Origin of the sequence: Pseudoduganella sp. LjRoot289, assembly GCF_964252925.1 — a bacterium.
Taxonomy (GTDB): Bacteria; Pseudomonadota; Gammaproteobacteria; order Burkholderiales; family Burkholderiaceae_D; genus Rugamonas.
Window position 1 is genome coordinate 1,527,574 of sequence record NZ_CAXUPN020000001.1, and the last position, 20,928, is coordinate 1,548,501.

Genomic DNA, 20,928 nt, shown 5'->3' on the forward strand with positions numbered 1-20,928 from the left:
TCCTAAATTTGTTAATTTCGTATTAAATGACGACCAGTTCGCCTTCGATGGCGCCGGCCTGGTCCAGGGCCTGCAGGATAGCCATGATGTCGTCCGGCGAGGCGCCCAGCGCATTGATGGTGTCGATGATGGTTTGCAGCTTGGCGCCGGCCGGCCATTTGAACATCTGGCCCGAGCCCTGGTCCACGCTGACGTTCGATTGCGGCGTGACCTGGGTGGTGCCCTGGGCGAAGGCGTTCGGCTGGCTCACCTTGGAGTTCTCCGAGATCACCACCTTGAGCGAGCCGTGCGTGACGGCGGCGGCGCGCACGCGCAGGCCGTCGGCGATCACCACGGTGCCGGTGCGCGAATTGAACACCACTTTCGGGTTCTCTTCGCCCACCTCGATGGCCAGGGTTTCCAGCTTGGCCATGAAGGCCACGCGCTGGGTAGGATTTTCCGGTGCCGCCACGTCCACGCTGGTGCCGTCGGTGGTGGTGGCGATGTCGCCGAACTTCTTGTTGATCGATTCGACGATGTTGGTGGCGGTCTGGAAGTGCGGGTGGCGCAGCGACAGGCGGATGCTGGGCTTGGTGGAGAAATCGGTGGCGATTTCGCGCTCGATGGTGGCGCCGTTGGGAATCCGGCCCGAGGTCGGCGTGTTGACCGTCACCGAGGAGCCGCTCTTGCCGGCGGCGGCCAGGCCGCCCACCACCACGTTGCCCTGGGCCAGCGCGTACACCTCGTTGTCGGCCGCGCGCAGCGGGGTCAGCAGCAGGGCGCCGCCGCGCAGGCTCTTGGCGTCGCCCAGCGAGGAGACGGTGATGTCGATCGCCTGGCCGCGCCGGTAGCCGGGCGGGAACACCGCGCTGACCATGACGGTGGCCACGTTCTTGCTTTTCGCGTCGGTGCCGTCCGGCACCTTGACGCCGAACTGCTTGAGCATATTGATCACGGACTGGCTGGAAAACTTGACCTGGGTCGAGTCGCCGCTGCCGTTCAGGCCGACCACCAGGCCGTAGCCGACCAGCGGGTTGTCGCGCACGCCTTCGATGCTGACCAGGTTGCGCAGCGTTTGCGCGGCCTGGGCCGGCGCGGCTGGCAGCAGGGCGGCGGCGGCCAGCGCCAGGGCGGCGGCGGGGAGCTGTATCCAGCGGAACGTCATGATGGGGACCTAACTTGTAACTTTAAAACGGCATGTAGGGGCTGGCGAAGAAGCGCGTCAGCCAGCCGGGGCTGTTCGCATCGGCCAGCGTGCCCTGGCCCGAATAGGCGATGCGGGCGTTGGCGATGCGCAGCGAGGAGACGCGGTTGTCGGCGTCGATGTCGGCCGCGCGCACATAGCCGCGCAGGCGCACGAATTCCTCGCCCTGGTTCAGCGTCAGCATTTTTTCACCGGCCAGGCGCAGCAGGCCGTTGGGCATCACTTCCTGCACGATGACGGTGATGGCGCCGCTCAGCGCATTCTGTTGCGTGCTGGTGGCGTCGCCGGCGAAGGTGCGGCCGGCGCTCAGGTCGATGCCGGCCTTGGGCCGCAGCTTGCCCAGCAGGTTGGGCGCGGCCACCGAGACGCCGCTGTCCTTCTTGAAGGAGGTGCCGGCGCTCTTCGAGGCCTGGGTGGTTTCCTCCAGCAGCACGGTGACCACGTCGCCGACGCGGAAGGCGCGGCTGTCCGAGGTCAGCTGCAGGCCGGCGTCGACCGCGTAGACGCCGCCGGACGTGCCGCGCGGCTGGGATGAACGGGCCATGACGGGCGCCTCGTCGAACGGCGCCGGACGCACCGCCGGCGGCGCGATGGCGGCGCAGCCGCTCAGCAGCAGCGCCAGGACGGGCAGGGCGGCTTTCATCAGCGCGCAGCCTGCGACAGGTATTGCAGCATGTTGTCGGCCGCCGTCAGCACCTTGGTGTTCATCTCGTAGGTGCGCTGGGCGGCGATCATGTCGACCATCTCCTCGACCACCTGCACGTTGGAGCCTTCCAGCGCGCCCTGCTTGAGCTTGCCGAACTGGTCGGTGCCGGGGTTGCCTTCGGTCGGCGCGCCGCTGGCGGCGGTTTCGGCGAACAGGTTCTCGCCCAGCGCCTGCAGGCCGGTCGGGTTGATGAAGGAGGTCAGGGTCAGCTGGCCCAGCACGGCCGGGGTGGCGCTGCCGGCCACGACCGCCGAGACCACGCCGTTCTCGGCGATGGTGACGGCGGTGGCGTTGGCCGGCACGGTGATCTGCGGCACCAGCGGCAAGCCGCTGCTGTTGACCAGGATGCCGTTTTCATTGAGCTGCAGCTGGCCGGCGCGGGTGTAGGCCGCTTCGCCGTCGGGGCGGCGCACCTGCAGGAAACCGTTGCCGTTGATGGCCACGTCGAGCGCGTTGGTGGTGTTCTGGATATTGCCGTTGGTGAAAATCTTCTGCGTGCCCACCAGTTGCACGCCGTTGCCCAGCTGCACGCCGGACGGCGCCAGCGTGTTGTTGCCGGCGCGCTGGGCGCCCGGCTGCTGCTCGATCGAGTAGAACAAGTCCTGGAAGGCGACGCGGTCGCGCTTGAAGCCGACCGTGTTGGCGTTGGCAAGGTTGTTGGCGATGGTTTGCAGCTTGGCGTCCTGCGCCTGTACACCGGTCTTGCTGATCCACATTGCTGGATTCATGGTAACTCCTCTAAGGTTGGGCTCAGCCGCCGATCAGGCGGTTGCCGGCTTCAGCCATGCTGTCGCTGGCTTTGAACAGCTTCATCTGCATTTCAAAGGTGCGGTTCAAGCTCATGGTGGCGACCATTTCCTCCACCGCCGAGACATTGCTGCCTTCCAGGTGGCCGGACTTGACCTGCACGGTGGCGTCGCCGGCCAGCGGCTGGCCGTCGCGCGCCACCAGCAGGCCCGCTTCGTTCTTGGTCAGTTCGGACGCTTCCGCCTTCACCAGCTTGAGCTTGTCGACCACCTGCATGATGGTGGTGCCGGGCGACTGGATCGACACCGTGCCGTCGCTGCCGATCTGCACCTTGCTGTGCAGGGGCAGGGTGATCGGGCCGCCTTCGCCGAGGATGGGCATGCCGCCCACCGTCATGGCGCCGTCGGCGTCCAGCGTGATGGCGCCGGCGCGGCTGTAGCCTTCGCCGGTCGGGCCCTGCAGCGTGAGGAAACCGTCGCCGGCGATCGCCACGTCCAGCTCGCGCCCGGTCGACTTCACCGTGCCGGGGCGGGTGGTCACCGCGTTGGCCTGCATGTCGGCCATGTGGCGGTCGTCGTAGCCGTAGCCGGACAGCTGGCGCGCGGTCGACAGTTCCAGGTTGGCCCGGAAGCCGGTGGTGTCCATGTTCGCCAGGTTGTTGGCGTGGACCTGTTGCCCGCGCAGCGCCCGTTCGGCGCCGCTCATGGCGGTGTAGATCAGTGCGTCCATGTGTCAGCCGGCTTTCTTACAGGGCTTGCATCAGCGACTGCAGCATGGTGCTCTCGGTCTGGATCACCTTGGAGTTGGCCTGGTAGTTGCGCTGCGAGGTCATCAGGCCGACCAGTTCCGAGGTGATGTCGACGTTCGATTGCTCCAGCGCACCGGTGCTCAATGCGCCGGCCATGCCGTTGCCCGGGGTGCCGTACAGCGGCGTGCCGGAGGTGTTCGAAGCCAGCCAGCTGGTGTCGCTGATGGACGTCAGCGCGCCTTCATCGGGGAAGGTGGCGACAGTCAGCTTGCCGACCGACTGGCGCTGGTCGTTGCTGTACTTGGCCACCAGCGAGCCGTCCTTGGCCAGCTCGACGCCGATGAAGGTACCCGAGGCGTAGCCGTCGGCCTTGTTGGTCGAGGTGGTCGCCTCGCCGGCGGACTGGGTGGTGCCGGTGTAGCTGATGTCTAGTGTGATGTTGGAGGTGCCGTTGGCCGTCACGTGGTCGGCTTCCATCGGAGCGATGACCAGCTGATGGGTGTCGGTACCCACGGTCAGGTCAATGTCGCCGTTGACGTCGAAGGCCAAGCCCTTTTCGGACCCGGGCATGCCCATGCCGTCCACCGCGTAGTGGATGTCGACAGCATTGGTAGCGGACTTGCGGAAATACTGCGTCAGCGTGTGCTGGTTGCCCTGCGAGTCGTAGACCACCGACACGCGCGACATATTGTAAGACTGCGGATCTGGCGAGGTGGGCGGGGTGGTGGTCGCGTCCGGCTCGACGTAGGGCACGACCGGCACGGTCCACTCGGCCGACAGATTGCTCACGTAGGTCAGCTTGGTGCTGGGCACGGCCGGAATCTGGCCGGTCGGCACCGTCAGGTCGCCCATCGGTCCCAGCGTGGTCGACGGCGGGGTCATGGCGAAGCCCTGCACCTTGCGCCCGGATGTGTCGGCCAGGAAACCGTTGGCATCCGCATGGAAGATGCCGACGCGGGTGTAGTTCATCTGGCCCTGGGCGTCCTTGGCGACGAAGAAGCCGCGGCCGTTGATGGCCGCGTCCATGCCCTGGCCGGTGTTGACCACGCCGCCGTTGCGGCCGATGCTCTGGGTGACCGAACCGATCTGCACGCCGGTGGCCTGGTCGCCCGCGTACTGCGAGGCGAAGTTGGCGCGGCTCGACTTGAAGCCGTAGGTACCCGCGTTGGCGATGTTGTTGGAGATGGTGCCCAGCTGCTCGTTGATGGCCTGGATGCCGGACAGTGCGATATCGAAACTCATGGCGAAAACCCTTTCGTGGTTGCGTCGTTAGTTGCTGGTAGAAGAGGAGGCGGCAGCGGCTTTGCCGTTGAACGCGGTAATAGCCGCCGGCGATGTTTCGCCAACGTTGGAGACATTCAGGACAACTGCCCCGCCCGAACCGAGCCGCACGCTGTTCAGGCGGCCTTTCAGGTCGATCGCGGGATTTTCTTTGCTGCTGGTTTCCACCCGCATCTTGTATTCGCCGGTGGGCAGGCCGAGCGCGGACGGGTCGAGCGCGAATGGCACGGCGCCGCTCGACTGCGAGCCCAGTTCGACCTTGTGCTCGCGCCCGTCCAGGCCAGTCAGCACCAGCGTGGTCTGGTTGCTGTTGCTCGACAGATTGATTTCGCCGTGCACCTTGGCCACGTCGAGCTGCACCTTCTCAGCCGATACCTGCACGTCCGAGCCGACCTGGGCGCCCAGCGCGAGCACCTGCATGCTTTGCAGGATGCTGGCGTTGGCGCTGGTCAGGTTGCCCACGTTTTGCAGCGCCTCGGTTTGCGACAGCTGGGTCAGCTGGTTGATGAACTGGCTGGGGTCGGACGGCGACAGCGGATCCTGGTTCTGGATCTGCGCGACCAGCAGCTTGGTGAACATGGTCGACGTTTCGCTGCCGCTGGCCAGCGGGTTGCTGCTGCCGGTGGTGGCGGCGGCGGGCGTCGTGCCCGGGAAGAAATTGGTTTGCATGGTTTAGCCTTCACCGAGTTTGAGCAGCGACTGCTGCATGGAGCGGATGCGCCCCAGCACTTCGACATTGGTTTCAAAAGCGCGCGAGGCCGACATCATGTCGGTCATCTCGGCCACCTGGTTGACGTTGGGGTAGAACACCATGCCGTCGGCATTGGCCAGCGGATTGCCCGGCTCGTACACCTTGCGCAGCGGTTCGCTGCTCTCGACCACGTCCAGCACCTGCACCTTGCCGCCGTTGTCGGCGTTGGCGCCCTCGTTCATCACGGCGGCGAACACCGGCTTGCGCGCGCGGTAGGTGGTGGCCTCGTTGCCGGAGACCGAGTCGGCGTTGGCGAGGTTGCTGGCCACCGTGTTCAGCCGCACCGTCTGCGCGGCCATGGCCGAACCGGCGATCTGGGAAATGTCCTTGAAGCTCATGATGGCTCGCTTAGATGGCCGTGACCGGCCGTGATTGCTTGTTGTTCGACAACTGCTTGAACCGCTTATTGACCATTGATGGCTTTGGCCAAGCCCTTGAGCTTCATGTTGATGAAGGTCAGGCTGGTCTGGAAGTCGGAGGCGTTCTGCGAGAAGGCCGCCTGTTCCACGCCGATCTCGACGGTGTTGCCGTCGCGGGTGGGGTGGAAGGGCACGCGGTACAGCGCGTTGCCGTCGGCATCGAATTGCGGCTCGCCGGCCTGCAGCGACTGGGTCTGCGCCAGCGTGGCGGCGAAATCCATGTCCTGGGCCTGGTAGCCGGGCGTGTTTTCATTGGCGATGTTGGATGCCAGGATGCGCGTGCGCTCGGCACGCAAATGGAGCGCATCGGAGTGCACACCGACTGCGTCTTTGAAGTTTATGCCCATTATTTTCCTCCCGTGGATAATTCATTGCCCATGTAAAATGGGGCCGGGGCGCTAGGTGCGCACCGCAGCCAACATAGTAAAGGTATTGCCCATGTTCAACAATCCAATTCTACCTCCGATTTTCGCCGCGTTGGCAATCATCGTGCCAATTCTTGGCGAAGCGGCCACGACAGCGGAGCAGACTGTGGCGTTGGTGGAACAAACGGCGCGCGAAGTGCTAAGCCGGCAAGCCGAAAGCGCAAACATGGTGGAGCCGCAATTCGAAGTGGCCGCTGTGCGCACCAGCCGCGTGCTGCCGCCGTGCGCCGTGCCGGTCGCGGTGGAGGCGCTCGACACGCGTTCGGTCACGCGCCTGCGCCTGGTGGCCAGCTGCCCGGGAGAGGGCGGCTGGAAATACGATATCGTGGTGCGCGCCAAGGTCACGGCGCGGGTCGCGGTGATGGCGTCCGACGTGGCCAGCGGCAAGCCGGTGGAGGCGGCCGATGTGTCGCTGGAGCGGCGCGACGTGAGCATGGTGCCGGACGCGGTGTCGGACCTGACGCTGCTCGAGGGCATGGCGGCGCGGCGTTCCCTGCGCAGCGGCGAACTGCTGCGCCAGAACATGCTGTCGGCGCAGGTGCTGGTCAAGCGCGGCGAAGCGCTGCGCATCGTGGCGCGGTATGAACAGATCGAGGTCAGCATGGGCGGCGAGGCGCTCGATCCCGGCGCGCGCGGCGCGCTGATACGGGTGCGCAACGCCAACGGCAACGTGATCAAAGCCCGGGTGACGGGAGCCGGTACGGTGGAACCTGCCGATCTGCCCGTGTCCATTCAGTCACCCAGATGAATTTTTAGCTGCTGGAGTTTGCCGGCCAGCTTGCTGAGCTTGTCGGCGTAGTGGGGGTCGGTGGCGTAGCCGCCGCGCGCCAGGCCGGCGGCGAAGGCGCGCGCGTCGTCGCCCGTGTTGAGCGCCTGCTGGTAGCGCGGATTGGCGATCAGGGTGTTCGCATAGTCGTGGAAGGCGGCGGCCTGGTCCGGATAGCTGCGGAAGCGCTCGACCTTTTTCAGGGCCAGGCCCTGTTCGTATTCGGTGGTGGCGGCGGCGGTGACCGCGCCCTGCCATTGCCCGCCGGCCTTGATGCCGAACAGGTTGTTGCTGCTGCCCAGGGGATGCTGGCCCCAGCCCGATTCCAGCGCCGCGTGCGCGGCTACCAGCTCGGGCGCCACGCCCAGGCGCTTGGCGGCGCTGGCCGCCCAGGGCTGGATGGTGGCGAGGAATTCCTGTTGTTCCACGGTGGTGCCGCCGTTGCCGGGACCGTCGCCGCCGCTGTTCGCATCGTCGATGGCGCCGGCCGCGCGCGCGCGCAGCGCCGCGGCGGCCGCGCTCATCGCCTGCGAGGGCAGCTCGCCGCCGCCGTTGCTGGCCTGGCCGCCGGCCGAGCTGCTCCAGCCGTTGTTGATATAGGCCGCGACGTCGCCCTGCACCTGGTGGAAGGCCGCGTTGAAACTGGCGTAGTTGGCAAGCCCGCCCGTGCCGCCGGTGCTGCCCAGGCTGGCCGTGGGCCGCATATTGCTGGCCGTGGCTGCGGTGGCCATGGTGGCCTGGGTGGGGCGCAGCATGTCAACCCGGCTCATAAATCTGGTCCTCGCCGTGCAGCACGCGCTGCATGATGGTGTACTGGTCGACCAGCAGGTCGCTATTGCGCTTGCCCAAACGTTTGCATTCGATCACCAGCGTCTCCAAGCGCGCCCAGTCCTGCTCCAGGCGGGCGCGCGGTTCGGCTTTGAGCAAGGTGAACACTTGCGCCATCGAAGGGGCAGGGCCCAGCAGGCGGACGGCGCATGCCACGCGCTGCTGGCGGCGCGCTTCCATGGCGTCGACCAGGACGGAGATGGTCTCGGCCAGCTGCTCGAGGCGGGCGCGCTGGTGGCGCACCGAGGCGTCGAATTGCTGTTCCAGCAAGTCTTGCAGTTCGGCATAGCCCGCCAGGTCCAGGGCGACACCGTGCAACAGCTGCTGCATGGCTTCCTGGCGCGTCGGCACGGCGCTGCCCGCAGCCGGAGCTGCGGGTGCCGCGTTCACCGCCTGTGTCACTTGTCGCTCCCGTGGAAGCGCTGGATCAGGCCGGCCAGCTTGTCCGGGTCGAAGGGCAGTTCGCCCTTGGCCAGCGCGTCGCGCAGCTCGGCCACGCGCTCGTGGTCGATCTCGGGCATGGCCTTCAGGGCCGCCAGCGCAGGCTGCAGCACGGCCGATTGCAGCTCGGCCGGAGCGCCGGACGCGGGTGCGGCCGCCTGCGCGCCGTCGGCGGGCGCGCTCTCGGCGACGCGCTGGACGGCCATGCCGTCCGCGCTTCCAGTCGAAATTCTCATACGTTGACCTCTGGTCTTGGAAGTTTGCATAGTAACCCGCCTTACACCGGCGAAGGTGGTATTTGTTCAGTTCCCATTGCGGCCCGTCCCGTATTTGCCTTCCGGACCGAGCTTGTTGCGCAGTTTCTGCAACGATTCGGCGTCCGGGATAGCGGTATCGATTTCCTCGCCCAGCTTGTTCTTCGCGCCCGGCATGCCGAACATGGATGATACCGCCTTGGCCTGGGCCGAGGTCAGTATCAGCAGCTCGATGCGGCGGTTGACGCCGGCGTCGGCCTTCTGGGTGTCGATCGGCGCGCGGTCGGCCATGCCGACCACCTGCAGCACGCTATCCTTGCGCATGCCGCCCGACAGCAGCATGGAGCGCGCCGCCATGGCGCGGTTGGCCGACAGGGTCCAGTTCGAATAGGCGAAATAGCCGGTGTCCGAGTACTGCGTGCCGTCGGTGTGGCCGACCACCAGCATCTGGTTTTCCATGCGTTCGAACAGCGGGCCCATGCTGCGCAGCAGGGCGCGAAAACGGTCGGTCGGCACGGCCGAGCCGCGCACGAACATGCCCTGCTTGTCGGTGTCGTGCAGCATCACGCGCAGGCCGTAGGGGGTGATCACCGATTCCAGGTTGGCCGCCAGGCCGGTCTCGGCGCTCAGCTTGTTGAGCGCCTTCGACAGCTTGTGCAGTTCGCCCGGGGTTTCATAGCTGACCTTCTGGTCGGCCTCGGACGAGGCGTCGCCGCTCGACAGGGCCTGGCCGGGCGATTCGCTCTTGCCGCTGCGCGGCATGGGGAAGCGCTCTATCAGGCTGCCGCGCGGTCCGCCCACCTGCTCGGGCATGACGCCCTTGCCCTGGTCGGTCTTGTTGCCGTCGGCCTCGGTCAGGATGTGCTGCAGGCTTTCCGTGTTGCGCGCGGCCATCAGCCACAGCACCAGGAACAAGCACATCAGCGCCAGGCAGAAGTCGGCGAAGGCTACCTTCCAGGCGCCGCCGTGGTCGTCGTGCGCATGCTTGCCGCCGCCGCGCTTGACGATGGTCTCTTCATGTTTCTCATGCGGCTTTAGCACGGCCACCTCCTCGGCGCGAACCGGATTCGGGCTCGCTGTCGCGGCCTTCGAGCTCGTTGATCCAGCGTTCCAGCTGGGCAAAGCTCGGTTTGATGTTGAGCGGCACCAGGCGGCGCCCTGCGTCGATCGCCAGCAGCGGCGGCTTGCCGGCCACGTGCGTGACCAGCACCACCTTCACGCATTCCTTGTTGGACGCTTCCTGGTTGACCAGCTGCTTCATGACGTTGGCGATCGGATCGAGCACGCCGTAGCACAGGAAAATACCGATGAAGGTGCCGACCATGGCGGCGCCCACGTGTTCCGCGATTTCGCCCGAGGTCGCGCCTTCGGACACGGTGTTCATGGTGATCACGATGCCCAGCACGGCGGCCAGGATGCCGAAGCCCGGCATCGCCTCGCCGATCTTGGCGATCGACTTGGCGGGCTGGTTCAGTTCCTCGTGGATGGCTTCCAGTTCCTGCTCCAGCACGCCTTCCAGCTCGTGCGCGTTGATCTTGCCCATGGCCATCAGGCGGAAGTTGTCGACGATGAAGGCGAGCAGCTTCGGTTCCTCCAGCACCTGCGGGTAGCGCTGGAACAGCGGGCTGTCCTTGGGCGCTTCGACGTGGGCGTCGAGCGCCTTCAGGCCGCCGGCGGCCAGTTGCAGCAGTTCATACATCAGCAGCAGCAACTGGCGCTGGAATTCGGAGTCGTATTTCTTGCGCGTGACGATCTTCTTGAGCTGCGTCATCATCTCGGCCAGCACATGGCGCGGATTGCCGATGATGATGGCGCCCAGGCCGGCGCCGGCGATCACGAACAGCTCGATCGGCTGCCAGATCTGGTGGAACACGCCGCCCATCATGAAGAAGCCGCCGAACACACTGCCCAGTACAATGATGATGCCGATTAGTTGCTGCATGATGATACGCCTTTCTGCGTCTATTCTTAATGTCGTGGACCACCGCTGGGCGGATCAGGCGCTTTTCAGCACCGCTTTCATTTTGCTCAGGGCCGCCTTGTTGAGCTGGCAGACGCGGGCGTCCGTCAGGTCCAGCACGGCCGCGATTTCCTTGTAGCTCAGTTCGAACTCGTAATACATCTGCACCACGCGCTGCTCGCGCTCGTCGAGCCCGCCCAGCGCCTGCGCCAGGCTGCGCCGCGTCATCAGCAAGTCTTCCGGGCTGGGCGCGGTGTCGCCGCCCGGGCTCACGGTGTCTTGCAGCACCTCGTCGAAACTGGACATCAGCTCGGCGCTTTCGTCGAGCTGGTAGGCCTGGTAGGCCTCGGCGGTGATGTTCAGGCCGGTGATGATCTCGCGCTCGTCCGGTTCGCGGCCGAGGCGGCGCGTCAGCTCGCGCACGGCGTCGCGCAGCTTGTGGCTCTGCTGGCGCACGGCGCGCGGGCGCCAGTCCTGGCGCCGCAACTCGTCGAGGATGGCGCCGCGCACCCGCAGGCTGGCGTAGCTGCCGAAGGCGGCGTCCGGCTCGCCGTAGCGGCGCAGCGCCTCGAGCAGGCCCATCAGGCCGATCTGCTCCATGTCCTCGCGGTCGATGGCGCCGCCGATCTGCGAATTAAGCTGGCGCACGATACGCTTGACCAGCGGCGCGTAGGCCAGCAAATGCTTTTGCTCGTCGGCCACGCTGTGCGTGGTCGGCGTGCTGCCCACGTCGCCATAGCTCTCGGCGTACGTGTCCGCGTCTTGCTCTATATATGCCATGCCCGCCCCACTCATATCGGCTGTACTCGATTATCCGATTATCCGATTACCCGATTACTCGAGGATCAGTTTCCCGATCATCACTTCCGAAAACGGCCGTTCGCGCTTGTCCTTCGCGTAGGTCTCGTCGAAAGCCTTGTTCAATTCGTCGGCGAACTGGTCGATCGACATGGTCGCCGCCTTCTGCATCGGCAAGCCGGACAGCGCCTTGACCGCCACGCTGCGCAGCAAGGGCAGATGCTCCTTGCACTCTTTTTCCTGCTTGGCCGTGGTGGCGACCACCAGGTCGGCCGACAGGTAGTGGGTGACCGTTTCGCCCTCGCCGCGCTTGAGCATGACGATCACTTTCTCGACGGTGATGTATTTCGGTGGTTCGGTGTCCGCCTTGACTTCCTCGTGCTTGACCGCCTTGCCCTCGGTGCCGGAGGCCGCCTGCTTGCCCATGTACCACACCGCACCGCCGGCCACGCCGCCGCCCAGCAGCAGCACGCCCACTAACGCTATCACCAGTTTTTTATTCATCTATTCTTTACTCCCGCTCGGTCGTCATGGCAAAGGTGGAGGACGCCTGTTCGTCCTCGGTCAGGGCGCGGCCCGGGGCGCGCTGCTCCTGGCCCTGGCCCTGCTGGCGGCCGTTGCCGCCGTCGGCCAGCGACGGGTTGCCGCCGCGCGGCGAGGCCGACACGGTGACCGCCACCTCGGAGAAGTTGCGCTGGGACAGGTCCTGGCGCACGCTGTCGCCGATGGTGTTGAGCTGGCGCAGCACTTCCGAATTATTGGCCGACAGGTTGACCTGCAGCGCGCCGGCCGTGTGGCGGATCGAAATCTCGATCGAGCCCATATTGGGCGGTTCCAGGCGGATCACGGCGTGGTCGTTATTGCGTTGCAAGCTCAGTTGCAAACGGTCGCCCAGGGCCTCGCGCAGCGGCTGTTGCCATTGCTCGGGCGTGCCGGCCAGCTTGACCGCGTCGGCGCCGGCCGTGGCCGGGGCCGGCTGGGCGACGCCGCCGGCCAGCGGCGGCGTGAGCACGAAGCCGGCACTGGCGCCGTCGGCGGCGGACTGGCTGCCGGCGGCCATCGGCGCGGCGCCGGCGGCCAGGGCAGCACCGCTGATGGTGGCCAGTTCGGCGCGCGGGCCGGCCTGGCGTTGATGGCCTTGCAGCATCTGGTTGGCCGCCTGCTGCAGCGCACTTTGGGCAGCTGCCTGGACGGCGTTTTGCGCGGCGGCCGTGGCCATGGCTTGCGGTTCGACGCGCGGCGCGGCGCTGGGCACGGCGTTGGGCACGGCGTTGGCGGCGGCTGCGAGATTGGCGGCCTGGGCTGCCGCGCGTTCTTCGCGCGCCGCGTACTGGGCGGCAGCCACGGCGGCGGTCGGCGCCGCAGTCGGGGCGGCGGTGGCTGCGGCGGTGCCATAGGCGGGCGGAGCCTGGGTGGGGAAGGCTGGCGCGGCGCTCGGGGCGGCCGTGCCAGGCGCATAGACGCCTGCCGTTGCCGGACTTGGTGCACCGGTGGGGGCTGCCGACGGGGCCGCCGAAGGGGCTGCGGACGGGGCATACACGCCGGCCGGGGCGGCGCTTGGCGCCTGGGTGGCGGCCTGCCAAGCCACGGACGGGGCCGGTGCGCCGGCGGGCGCGGCGGTCGGCGCCAAAGCCGGGGCGCCGGTCGGCGCCGTAGCGGCGGCAAGCAGGCCGGCCAGGGCGGTCGGTGCGCCGGCGCCGGCGGCGGCAATGCCGCCCACGGCGGAAACGGCAGGGGCGCCGGTGGGAGCGCCGGTGGGAGCGCCGGTCGGGTAGGCGCCGGGTGCCGTCGACGGCGCGCCGGTCGGGCCGGCGGTGGGCAGCAGCAGCGCCATCAAGGGGTTCATGCCGGCCATGGCGGCGCCGCCGTCGGCGCCCTGGGCTGCCTCGTCGGCGGCCGGGGCGCTTTGCTGGACTTCGGACGGGTCCGCTTGCGCGGCATCGTCCCCGGCCTCGCCGAGGAAGCGGGAAAACAGCGGCAGGGCGGCAACGGCGGCCGGGCCGCCCAGCAGCGCGGCCGCCGCCGCGGCGGCGTCAAGCGCGGCTGGCGCGGCCGCGCCAGGCGCCGCATCCAGCGGAGACTGGTTGCCTGGCGTGGCTGGCGCGGGTGTCGAGATCATAGTCATGCAGTGGTTCCAGTGGCAGCGGGGTCGCTGTGTTCGTCTAATTCGTTGTCCTCGCCGGTCATGGCGTACGCCATCCAGCCTTCCTTGTTCGATTGCATCTCGCTCATACGGGCGGCCAGTTCGCCGCTGGCCAGGTGGGCGCAGTGCTGGGCTTGCAGGTGCAGCTGGCGCAAGGCTGCCAGCGCGGCGCGCTCGGCCGGGCTCCACGGGCCCTGCGCCGCCATGGTGGGCAGCGCGGCGGCCATCAGCGTGTTGACCGCCACCAGCGCCGTCCAGTCGGCGGCGGCGGTGGCGGCGCTCATCTTCTGTGCCAGTTGCAGCAGTGACTGTTGTCTATCCATTCTTGGCTTGCACTCCGAGCCAGCCCTGCTTGATGGTGCTCAGCAGGCCGCTGACCTCGTCGAGCACGGCCGGGTCCATGTCGACCCCGGCGCGGTACAGGCGCGCCACGCAGTAGTCGTACAGCCGGCCCAGATTGGCCACCACCTCGCCGCCCTGCTCGTAGTCGAGCGAGCTGGACAGGCCGTTGATGATCTCGGTGCACTTGTTCAGGCTGAGCGCCTTGAGCTCGTAGCGCTTGCCGACCACGTGGCCGCGCGCGCGCGCCAGCTCTTCCAGCAGGCCGTCGGTCAGCACCAGCACCAGCTCGACCGGCGAGGCGCGCGCGGTCTGCGCGTCCAGATTGACTGAGTGATAACTGCTGTAGGCATCCTGGTTCATCATGGTTCTCGTGTGCTAGGGTGGGGCGGGCCCGGTTACGAATCTTTGCTGTTGCTGAACATGGCGTCGAACAGGCCGGTGTTCTGCGACATCTGGTTTTGCAGCGACTGCAGCTGCGTGAACTGCTGCAGATAGCGCTTGTAGGCGTTGTTGTACTGCCGGTCCAGGGTCACCTGGCGGTCGGTCAGCGAGGTTTGCAGGCGCTCGTTGGACGTGCGGCGCTGGCCGATCTGGCCCTTGACGCTGCTGGTCCACTGGCTCATCAGCTTGTCCAGGCCGCCCAGCAGGGCCGACGTGTTGGCGAGGCTGGCGGTGCCGAAAATAGTGTCCAGCGCGGCCGGGTTGGCGGCGATGGTCTTGGCCAGGCGCGTGCCGTCGACCGCGACGGTGCCGTCGCGCTGCGCGGTGATGCCGAAGGTGGCCAGGCTCTGGCCGCCCACCGGCTTGCGCAGCAGTTCCTGCATGCGGTTGCGCAGCGCCTTCAGGCCGGCGTCGTTGGCGAAGGGGCCGGGGGCCTTGTTGTTGGCGATGTCGCCGACGAAACCGAGCTCGTCGAGCACGGCGTTGAGCTTGTTGAACGCGTCGACAAAACTCTGCACATTGGACTGGGTGGCCGAGCTGTCCGGCGCCACCGTCAAGGTGACCGGCGGCGCGCCGACGGCTTGCGCGCTGGTGAACGTCATCTTGACATCGTCGACCACGGCGTAGGTGTTCGAGGCCTGCTGCATCTTGGTGCCGGTGCCCTGCGGGCCGACCCAGACGATGGCGTCCCGCGCGGTCACCAGCTGGGTTTGCTGGGCGACGTCGTCGAACATGGCCTTCAGCGCCAGGTTGGTCACGCCCGAGGTGTCCAGCGAGGCCGCGTTGTCGACGCCGGTGGCGTTCGAGCTGAGCACCAAGGTGGTGGCGCCGTTGACGGTTAGCGTGGAGGCGGTGACGGTGGAATTGTTGTCGGCCGCCGTGTTGATGGCGCTGGCCACTTCCTGTGCCGTCAGCGTGCCGTCCAGGTTTTTGTCGGCGTTGACCAGGTTGACGTTGAAATTGGTGCCGTCGGCCAGCACCACGTTCAGGCTGCCGCTGCCGGCGGCGGCGGTGTCGGACAGGCCGCCGTAGGAGATCTGGCCGGCCGTGGCCAACTGCTCGACGTAGAAGCTGTAGGTGCCGGCGACCGCGGCCGGCCCGGCGGTGGCGGTGCCGACGGTGGAGCTGAACGTGGCCGAGTTGGCCAGCACGCTCTTTTTCGCCGTCAGCGCGAGCAGGCTGCTGTCGAAGGTGCCGAGCGCCGAATTGAGCTTGGTGATGCCGCTGGCCACGGCGGCGGCGGCCTTGGTCTTGTCGGTCAGCAGCGCCTGGGTCTCTTCCGTGTAGCGTCCGGCCAGCTGAGTCGCCATGTAGGATGCGTATTCGCTGCTGTTAGTGCCTGGGACAGTGCTTGCCATGATCGTGCTCCGGAGAAATTAGAGGGAAGTGTACATTGGTAACAGGCGACCTAAAGTGTTTCCCTATGAAATTTATTCTGTTTAGCCGGGTTTTTGACTGCGCAACCACAGTTGCGTTGCCAGTTCGTCATGCTGTTTGCGTTCCTGCTGCCTTTCCTCCTGCACCACGGCCTGCTGTTTCTTCTGCAGCACCTGGTCCAGCACCTCGCGCTTGACGTAGGCGGCGGTCAGCGCGCGCTGCGACACGGCCATGTCGGCCTCGTGCATCGACAGGTCGAGGCGGTGGCTGTCGGCCATCTGCATCACGGCCTGCTTGTAGTCGCCGCAGTTGGACGCCAGCGCCATCGGCAGCTTGCCGCTGGCGCCGCTGTTCTGGTACAGGCCGGTGAGCCGGTCCAGGTTCTTCTGGTAGCGTTCGCGCACGCTTTCCTTGGCCGCCATCTCGGTCTGCAGGCGCTGCACGTCGCCGCTGCGCAAGTCCACCAGGGTGGACAGGTTGCGTATCATGTGGCCAGCCTGGGTTTTGGTGTCGCTCATGCCATCAGCCTTTCTAGCGTGTCCACGCAAGCGTTGTAGGGCGCCGCTTCCCTGGTGCCCTGGCACAGGAATTCTTCGATATGCGGATGCAGGTTGACCGCCTTGTCGGTGACCGGATCGGCGCCGGGCACGTAGGCGCCCAGCGGGATCAGGTCGCGCACGCGGTCGTGGCGCGCCATCGACGCCTTCAGCAGGCGCGCGGCCAGCACGTGTTCCTTGGCGATCACCTGGTTCATGCAGCGGCTGATCGAGGCGCCGATGTTGATCGCCGGGTAGTGGCCGCGCTCGGCCAGTTCGCGCGTGAGCACGATGTGGCCGTCCAGGATGGCGCGCGCGGTGTCGACCACCGGGTCCTGTTGGTCGTCGCCCTCGGCCAGCACGGTGTAGATCGCGCTCATGCTGCCGTTCGGGTTCTCGCCGTTGCCGGCCGACTCCACCAGTTGCGGCAGGGCCGAGAACACCGACGGCGGGTAGCCCTTGGTGGCCGGCGGCTCGCCCAGCGCCAGCGCCTGTTCGCGCAGCGCCATCGCGTAGCGCGTCAGCGAATCGACCAGCAGCAGCACGTTCTTGCCCTGGTCGCGGTAGTGCGCCGCGATCGAGTGGCACAGTTCGGTGGCCATGATGCGCATCAGGGGCGACTCGTCGGCCGGCGCGATCACCAGCACCGCCTTGCGCAAGCCTTCCGGCCCGAGCGACATGTCGACGAATTCGCGCACCTCGCGCGAGCGCTCGCCGATCAGTCCGACCACCACCACGTCGGCCACGGTCTGGCGCGTGAGCATGCCCAGCAGCACGGATTTGCCGACCCCGGAACCGGCCATCAGGCCGACGCGCTGGCCCTTGCCCAGGGTCAGCATGGAATTGATGGCGCGCACGCCCACGTCGAGCGGCTCGGTGACCGGCTTCTTGCGCAGCGGATGCACGCGCGGCGGCGTGTAGTCGAGCGGAAAGTCGCCGCCCAGCTTGCCCAGCCCGTCGATCGGCTCGCCCAGGCCGTTGACCATGCGCCCCAGCCAGCCGGGGCCGATGGTCAGGCTCACTTTCTCGGCCATCGGCATGACGCGCGCGCCGGTGGTCAGGCCGATGGCTTTCTTGAACGGCATCAGGAAAGACAGCTTGTCGCGGAAGCCGACCACTTGCGCATCCAGCCATTCGCCGCTCACCGTTTCGATCTGGCAACGCTGGCCTGTGTGCAGCGGGCAACCCATGGCTTCGAGCAGCAGGCCGGACGCTCCCACCAGGCGCCCGGTGGGGGTGGCCATGGGCACGGCGTCCAGTTCCAGCTTGCGCAAGGCATCGGCTATCATTCTTCGCTCTCGGACTCGTCGCCGCTGTCGGCGGCCTGTAATTGATTATCGACCTGTTCCATGACGGCGGCAAGGCGTTGGTGGCAACCGGCGTCGACCTCGTTGTCGCCGGCGCGGATGCGGCACTCGCCGATGTCGAGGCGGGCGTCCGGGATCAGGTTCCAGCGCTTGGTGCGTTTCGGGTCCAGGTCGGCGATGCGGCGCAATTCTTCCGGGTTCAGGTAGACGTCGATGTCCTCGCGCGTGGGCGGCATCGAGGCCAGGGTCTCGTCGACCAGGGCCATGATCTGCACCGGCTGCAGCGCCAGCTCGGCGCGGATGACGGAACGGGCCACCTTGGCCACCAGGTCCACCACCTCCTTGCGCTGCGCCGCGCGGTAGTCGGCGCGCAGTTTTTTGAGGCCCTTGAGCATGGCTTCCACCGGGCGCGCCATGGTGTCGAAGCCGACCAGGGTCTCGTTGCGGCCTTCCTCGCGGCCCTGCTCGAAGCCGGCGTTGCGGCCGGCCTCGAAGCCGTCCTCCTGGCCGCGCTGCAAGCCGATCTCGTAGCCGTCGCGCTGGCCTTGCTCGAAGCCTTCGCTGACCGAGGCTTGCCACTGGGCACTGTCGGTGGTCATGCCGCCGTTGCCGCCGGCGCGCGAAGGCGGCGGCGCGAACTGCGACAGGGGCGGGAAGCGGTAGGGGCGGAATTGCTTCATCATTCAACGACCTTTTCTGCGAACAGCTGCACTTCGACTTCGCCGGCGTCGGCCAGCGCCTTGACCGTGGCCATGATTTCCTGGCGGGTCTGCTCGATGCGCGACAGCGGCACCGGGCCGGCGCGCCGCATCATGTCCTCGAACGCTTGCGCCTGGCGTTTCGGCATGGTCTTGAGCACCGCGTCGCGGATCGCCAGCTCGGCGCCCTTGAGCGCGATGGCCCACTGCTCCAGCGGCACTTCCTCGATCAGGCGCGACAAGGTGGCCTCGGTCTGGGTCGACAGGATCAGGAAGTCGTACATCGACAGTTCGATCTGGTTCACCACCTCCGGGTCGTGCGCGCGCAGCAGTTCGACGATCTGCGAGCGGTTGCCGGGCAGGCGGTTCAGGATCTCGGCCACCTGGCGGATGCCCTCGACGCTGGTGCTCTGGCTGTCGAAGCTGCCCAGGCAGCGGTTGACCAGGTCGTCGAGCTCCTGCAGCAGGTCGCGGTCGATCTCGTCCAGGCGCGCCAGGTTCAGCAGCACCAGGTCGCGGCCCTCCATCGGCAGCGCGTCGATGATCTGGCCGGCCAGGGCCGGCGGCAGGAAGGCCAGGAACACGGCCTGCATCTGCACGTGCTCGTTGGCGATGTATTCTGCCAGCCACTTCGGCGAGGCCCACTGCAGACGCGCCATTTTCGGGCGCAGCTCGTCGCCGTAGATGTTGTTGAGCACGGTGTTCGCGATGTCGTTGCCCAGCGCCAGGTCCAGCGAACGCTTCAGGTAGGAGCGCGAAGCGCCGTGCACGCCGGACTGCTCGCGGTAGTCGTCGAAGAAGGACTGCATCGCGGTCTTGACGGAATCGACCTTGATGCCGCTCATGCGCGACATCACCTGCGTCACTTCCAGCAATTCCTCGCGCGACAGGCAGCGCAGCACCGCGGCAGCCGGCTCCTCGCCTATGCTCAGCAGCACGATGGCGGCTTGTTCGACCGGAGTCAGGCCCGAACCTTCGGGCAATTCGTTATTGAGATCGGCCATTCTTCTGCATCCATTGTTTGACGACTTCGGCTACGCGTTCCGGCTCTTTTTCGGCCAGGATCTTCAGGTGGTCGACCATCACGTCGACCGAGGAACCGGTCGGCGGCAGGTCGTAGTTTTCCAGCAGCGGCACCACCGGCATGCCAGGCTTGGCGCCGCCATGTTCGTCCAGCGCGGCGGCCTGGGCGGCCGCTTGCGCCGCCTCCGGCGAGCCCAGCGCGGGGGCGCCGGCGGCGGCCTTGTCGGCCGCCAGCGCGGCCGGCGAACCGGCCACCACGGTGGCTTCGGCGCTGTGGGCGCCGCGCCCGCCGGCCGCGTTGCGCAGCGCCGCAGGCGACGCCGCGGCCGGGGTGAAGCGCGTGGTGAGCAGGCGCAGCATGGGGCGCAGCAGCAGGAAGTAGCCCAGGATGGCGCCCACCGCGTACATGATCCAGCCGCTGAAGTCGACCACCGTGTCGCGTTCCTGCCACCATGGCACGACCGCCGCCTTGGGCGGGAAGTTCATGGCCGTCACCACCAGCGCGTCGCCGCGCTCGGCGTTGATGCCCAGGCCGTTGCGCAGCACCTTGTCGATGTTGGCCAGCTCGGCCGCGGTCCAGCCGGTTTTCGGGAAGGGCGCGGCGGCCTGCGCCAGCACCACCGCGATGCTCTGCTTTTCCAGCGTGCCGCGGGCGTGCCTGGTCTGCGTGATGCTGCGGTCGTAGGCGTACTGGCGGGTGGTGGCGTTCTTCTTGGCCGAGCCGTCCGGCTGCTGGTTGGGGTCGGCGGCCTTGCCGGCGTCGGCGGCCGGCGGGCGGTTCGACAGCGTGCCGGGCACGCCCATCACCAGGCGGTTGCGGTCCTGCTCCTCGCGCATGGCCTCGCTGGTCACTTTCGGCGTCTCGCCGTATTTCTCTACCGTTTCGTCGACCTTGTCGTTGTTGACCGAGGCCGTCACGCTGAGGCGGAAGTTGTCCTCGCCGACGATGGGGCCCAGCAGGCCGCGGATGTTGTTGCGGATGTCGTCCTGCAATCGCTTGCCGTTTTCGTTGCTGGCGGCCGACGAGTCGAAGCCGTCGGCCAGGTCGACGTGGGACGAGAGCAGGTTGCCGGCCTGGTCGACCAGGCTCACGCGCGCCGGGCTCAGGCTGGCCACGCTGCCCGACACCATGTTGACCACGGCGGCAATGGTTTCCGGCGACAGATTGCGGCCCGGCTTGGTGGCGATCACCACCGAGGCGGACGACTTGTCGCCGTCGCTGGTGACGAAGGAGGTCGATTTGGCGATGGACAGGTGGACCCGGGCCGAGGCGATCGCGTCGAGCGTCATGATGGACTGCGCCAGTTCGCCCTCCAGGCCGCGCCGGAAGCGCACGTCCTGCACGAACTGCGACACGCCCAGCGGGTCGTTCTTGTCCATCAGCTCCAGGCCGGCCGGCAGCTGGGCCGTCACGCCCTTCGACGCGAGCAGCATGCGCACCTTGCCCAGCATGGACTCGGGCACCAGCACCTGGCCGCTGTCCGGGTGCACGCGGTAGGGGATGTGTTCGCCGTCCAGCACCGTCATCATGTCGGCCGCCACCACTTTCTCTCGGGCGCCGAAGACCGGCTTGTAGGCCGACTGGTCTTTCCACAGCACCATCAGCACCAGCGCGGTCAGGCCGATCGCCAGCAGCAGGATGGGGGTGAGGTTCTTCAGCAGGGCGGGCGGCAGCGCGGGCGACTCGCCGGCGCCGGAGCGCCAGCGTCCGAATGCGGACTTGATGGTGTTGATCACTATGGACTTTCCCGTGG

General features: G+C 67.2%; 25 protein-coding genes. 1 reads left to right on the top strand and 24 read right to left on the bottom strand.

The window, feature by feature from the left end:
- Positions 1-22: 22 nt before the first annotated feature.
- The 8 genes from ACSQ8Y_RS06620 to flgB all read right to left on the bottom strand — a co-directional run bounded on the left by ACSQ8Y_RS06620 (position 23) and on the right by flgB (position 6,182).
- Positions 23-1,144 (bottom strand): flagellar basal body P-ring protein FlgI, encoded by a 1,122-nt coding sequence (locus tag ACSQ8Y_RS06620; RefSeq protein ID WP_436265662.1) that lies wholly within the window; start codon positions 1,142-1,144, stop codon positions 23-25.
- Between the two features lie 22 nt (positions 1,145-1,166).
- The gene (gene flgH / locus ACSQ8Y_RS06625) at positions 1,167-1,826 is read right to left on the bottom strand and encodes a flagellar basal body L-ring protein FlgH (RefSeq protein ID WP_436265663.1); all 660 of its coding nucleotides are present in this window, start codon (positions 1,824-1,826) and stop codon (positions 1,167-1,169) included.
- On the bottom strand, positions 1,826-2,617 hold the full coding sequence (gene flgG / locus ACSQ8Y_RS06630) for a flagellar basal-body rod protein FlgG (protein ID WP_436265664.1): 792 nt from the start codon (positions 2,615-2,617) through the stop codon (positions 1,826-1,828). Before flgG ends, flgH begins: the two co-directional genes overlap by 1 nt.
- A 22-nt stretch (positions 2,618-2,639) precedes the next feature.
- Complete coding sequence (locus ACSQ8Y_RS06635) at positions 2,640-3,365, bottom strand: flagellar basal body rod protein FlgF (protein ID WP_436265665.1); 726 nt, start codon at positions 3,363-3,365, stop codon at positions 2,640-2,642.
- 16 nt (positions 3,366-3,381) lie between these two features.
- Positions 3,382-4,626 (bottom strand): flagellar hook protein FlgE, encoded by a 1,245-nt coding sequence (locus ACSQ8Y_RS06640; RefSeq protein ID WP_436265666.1) that lies wholly within the window; start codon positions 4,624-4,626, stop codon positions 3,382-3,384.
- A gap of 27 nt (positions 4,627-4,653) precedes the next feature.
- Positions 4,654-5,334, bottom strand: coding sequence for a flagellar hook capping FlgD N-terminal domain-containing protein (locus ACSQ8Y_RS06645; protein ID WP_436265667.1), 681 nt, complete (start codon positions 5,332-5,334; stop codon positions 4,654-4,656).
- 3 nt (positions 5,335-5,337) lie between these two features.
- Complete coding sequence (gene flgC / locus ACSQ8Y_RS06650; protein WP_436265668.1) at positions 5,338-5,754, bottom strand: flagellar basal body rod protein FlgC; 417 nt, start codon at positions 5,752-5,754, stop codon at positions 5,338-5,340.
- Positions 5,755-5,819: 65 nt separating this feature from the next.
- Complete coding sequence (gene flgB, locus ACSQ8Y_RS06655) at positions 5,820-6,182, bottom strand: flagellar basal body rod protein FlgB (protein WP_436265669.1); 363 nt, start codon at positions 6,180-6,182, stop codon at positions 5,820-5,822.
- Between the two features lie 142 nt (positions 6,183-6,324).
- Here flgB and flgA point away from each other — a divergent pair, with 142 nt between their 5' ends.
- Positions 6,325-7,008: a flagellar basal body P-ring formation chaperone FlgA gene (gene flgA / locus ACSQ8Y_RS06660; RefSeq protein ID WP_436265670.1), complete on the top strand. Its 684-nt coding sequence runs from the start codon at positions 6,325-6,327 to the stop codon at positions 7,006-7,008.
- Here the strand turns inward: flgA and ACSQ8Y_RS06665 are convergent.
- The 16 genes from ACSQ8Y_RS06665 to fliF form a co-directional block, all read right to left on the bottom strand.
- Positions 6,993-7,796 carry a glycoside hydrolase family 73 protein gene (locus ACSQ8Y_RS06665; RefSeq protein WP_436265671.1) on the bottom strand — a complete coding sequence of 268 codons (804 nt, stop codon included), beginning with the start codon at positions 7,794-7,796 and terminating at the stop codon, positions 6,993-6,995. The two genes, flgA and ACSQ8Y_RS06665, sit on opposite strands and share 16 nt — an antisense overlap.
- Complete coding sequence (gene flgN / locus ACSQ8Y_RS06670; protein WP_436265672.1) at positions 7,783-8,256, bottom strand: flagellar export chaperone FlgN; 474 nt, start codon at positions 8,254-8,256, stop codon at positions 7,783-7,785. The genes ACSQ8Y_RS06665 and flgN overlap by 14 nt, the downstream gene beginning before the upstream one ends.
- On the bottom strand, positions 8,253-8,531 hold the full coding sequence (gene flgM, locus ACSQ8Y_RS06675; RefSeq protein WP_436265673.1) for a flagellar biosynthesis anti-sigma factor FlgM: 279 nt from the start codon (positions 8,529-8,531) through the stop codon (positions 8,253-8,255). The genes flgN and flgM overlap by 4 nt, the downstream gene beginning before the upstream one ends.
- Positions 8,532-8,597: 66 nt before the next feature.
- On the bottom strand, positions 8,598-9,590 hold the full coding sequence (locus ACSQ8Y_RS06680) for a flagellar motor protein MotB (protein ID WP_436265674.1): 993 nt from the start codon (positions 9,588-9,590) through the stop codon (positions 8,598-8,600).
- A complete protein-coding gene (gene motA, locus ACSQ8Y_RS06685) occupies positions 9,574-10,491 on the bottom strand; it encodes a flagellar motor stator protein MotA (protein WP_436265675.1) in 918 nt (305 codons plus the stop codon). Before motA ends, ACSQ8Y_RS06680 begins: the two co-directional genes overlap by 17 nt.
- Positions 10,492-10,545: 54 nt before the next feature.
- Positions 10,546-11,289, bottom strand: coding sequence for a FliA/WhiG family RNA polymerase sigma factor (locus ACSQ8Y_RS06690; RefSeq protein ID WP_436265676.1), 744 nt, complete (start codon positions 11,287-11,289; stop codon positions 10,546-10,548).
- A gap of 54 nt (positions 11,290-11,343) precedes the next feature.
- The gene (locus ACSQ8Y_RS06695) at positions 11,344-11,811 is read right to left on the bottom strand and encodes a flagellar basal body-associated FliL family protein (protein ID WP_436265677.1); all 468 of its coding nucleotides are present in this window, start codon (positions 11,809-11,811) and stop codon (positions 11,344-11,346) included.
- Positions 11,812-11,818: 7 nt separating this feature from the next.
- Positions 11,819-13,432: a flagellar hook-length control protein FliK gene (locus ACSQ8Y_RS06700; protein ID WP_436265678.1), complete on the bottom strand. Its 1,614-nt coding sequence runs from the start codon at positions 13,430-13,432 to the stop codon at positions 11,819-11,821.
- On the bottom strand, positions 13,429-13,773 hold the full coding sequence (locus ACSQ8Y_RS06705) for a hypothetical protein (RefSeq protein WP_436265679.1): 345 nt from the start codon (positions 13,771-13,773) through the stop codon (positions 13,429-13,431). The genes ACSQ8Y_RS06700 and ACSQ8Y_RS06705 overlap by 4 nt, the downstream gene beginning before the upstream one ends.
- Entirely contained in the window at positions 13,766-14,155 is a 390-nt protein-coding gene (gene fliS, locus ACSQ8Y_RS06710) for a flagellar export chaperone FliS (RefSeq protein WP_436265680.1), read from the bottom strand. The genes ACSQ8Y_RS06705 and fliS overlap by 8 nt, the downstream gene beginning before the upstream one ends.
- Before the next feature lie 32 nt (positions 14,156-14,187).
- Positions 14,188-15,591, bottom strand: coding sequence for a flagellar filament capping protein FliD (gene fliD, locus ACSQ8Y_RS06715; RefSeq protein ID WP_436265681.1), 1,404 nt, complete (start codon positions 15,589-15,591; stop codon positions 14,188-14,190).
- A gap of 81 nt (positions 15,592-15,672) precedes the next feature.
- Positions 15,673-16,128, bottom strand: a complete 456-nt coding sequence (gene fliJ / locus ACSQ8Y_RS06720) for a flagellar export protein FliJ (RefSeq protein WP_436265682.1) — start codon at positions 16,126-16,128, stop codon at positions 15,673-15,675.
- Positions 16,125-17,435 (bottom strand): flagellar protein export ATPase FliI, encoded by a 1,311-nt coding sequence (gene fliI, locus ACSQ8Y_RS06725; protein ID WP_436265683.1) that lies wholly within the window; start codon positions 17,433-17,435, stop codon positions 16,125-16,127. Before fliI ends, fliJ begins: the two co-directional genes overlap by 4 nt.
- Positions 17,432-18,133 (bottom strand): flagellar assembly protein FliH, encoded by a 702-nt coding sequence (gene fliH / locus ACSQ8Y_RS06730; protein ID WP_436269770.1) that lies wholly within the window; start codon positions 18,131-18,133, stop codon positions 17,432-17,434. The genes fliI and fliH overlap by 4 nt, the downstream gene beginning before the upstream one ends.
- Positions 18,133-19,155, bottom strand: coding sequence for a flagellar motor switch protein FliG (locus ACSQ8Y_RS06735; protein ID WP_436265684.1), 1,023 nt, complete (start codon positions 19,153-19,155; stop codon positions 18,133-18,135). Before ACSQ8Y_RS06735 ends, fliH begins: the two co-directional genes overlap by 1 nt.
- The gene (gene fliF / locus ACSQ8Y_RS06740; protein ID WP_436265685.1) at positions 19,139-20,911 is read right to left on the bottom strand and encodes a flagellar basal-body MS-ring/collar protein FliF; all 1,773 of its coding nucleotides are present in this window, start codon (positions 20,909-20,911) and stop codon (positions 19,139-19,141) included. Before fliF ends, ACSQ8Y_RS06735 begins: the two co-directional genes overlap by 17 nt.
- Between the last annotated feature and the right edge of the window lie 17 nt (positions 20,912-20,928).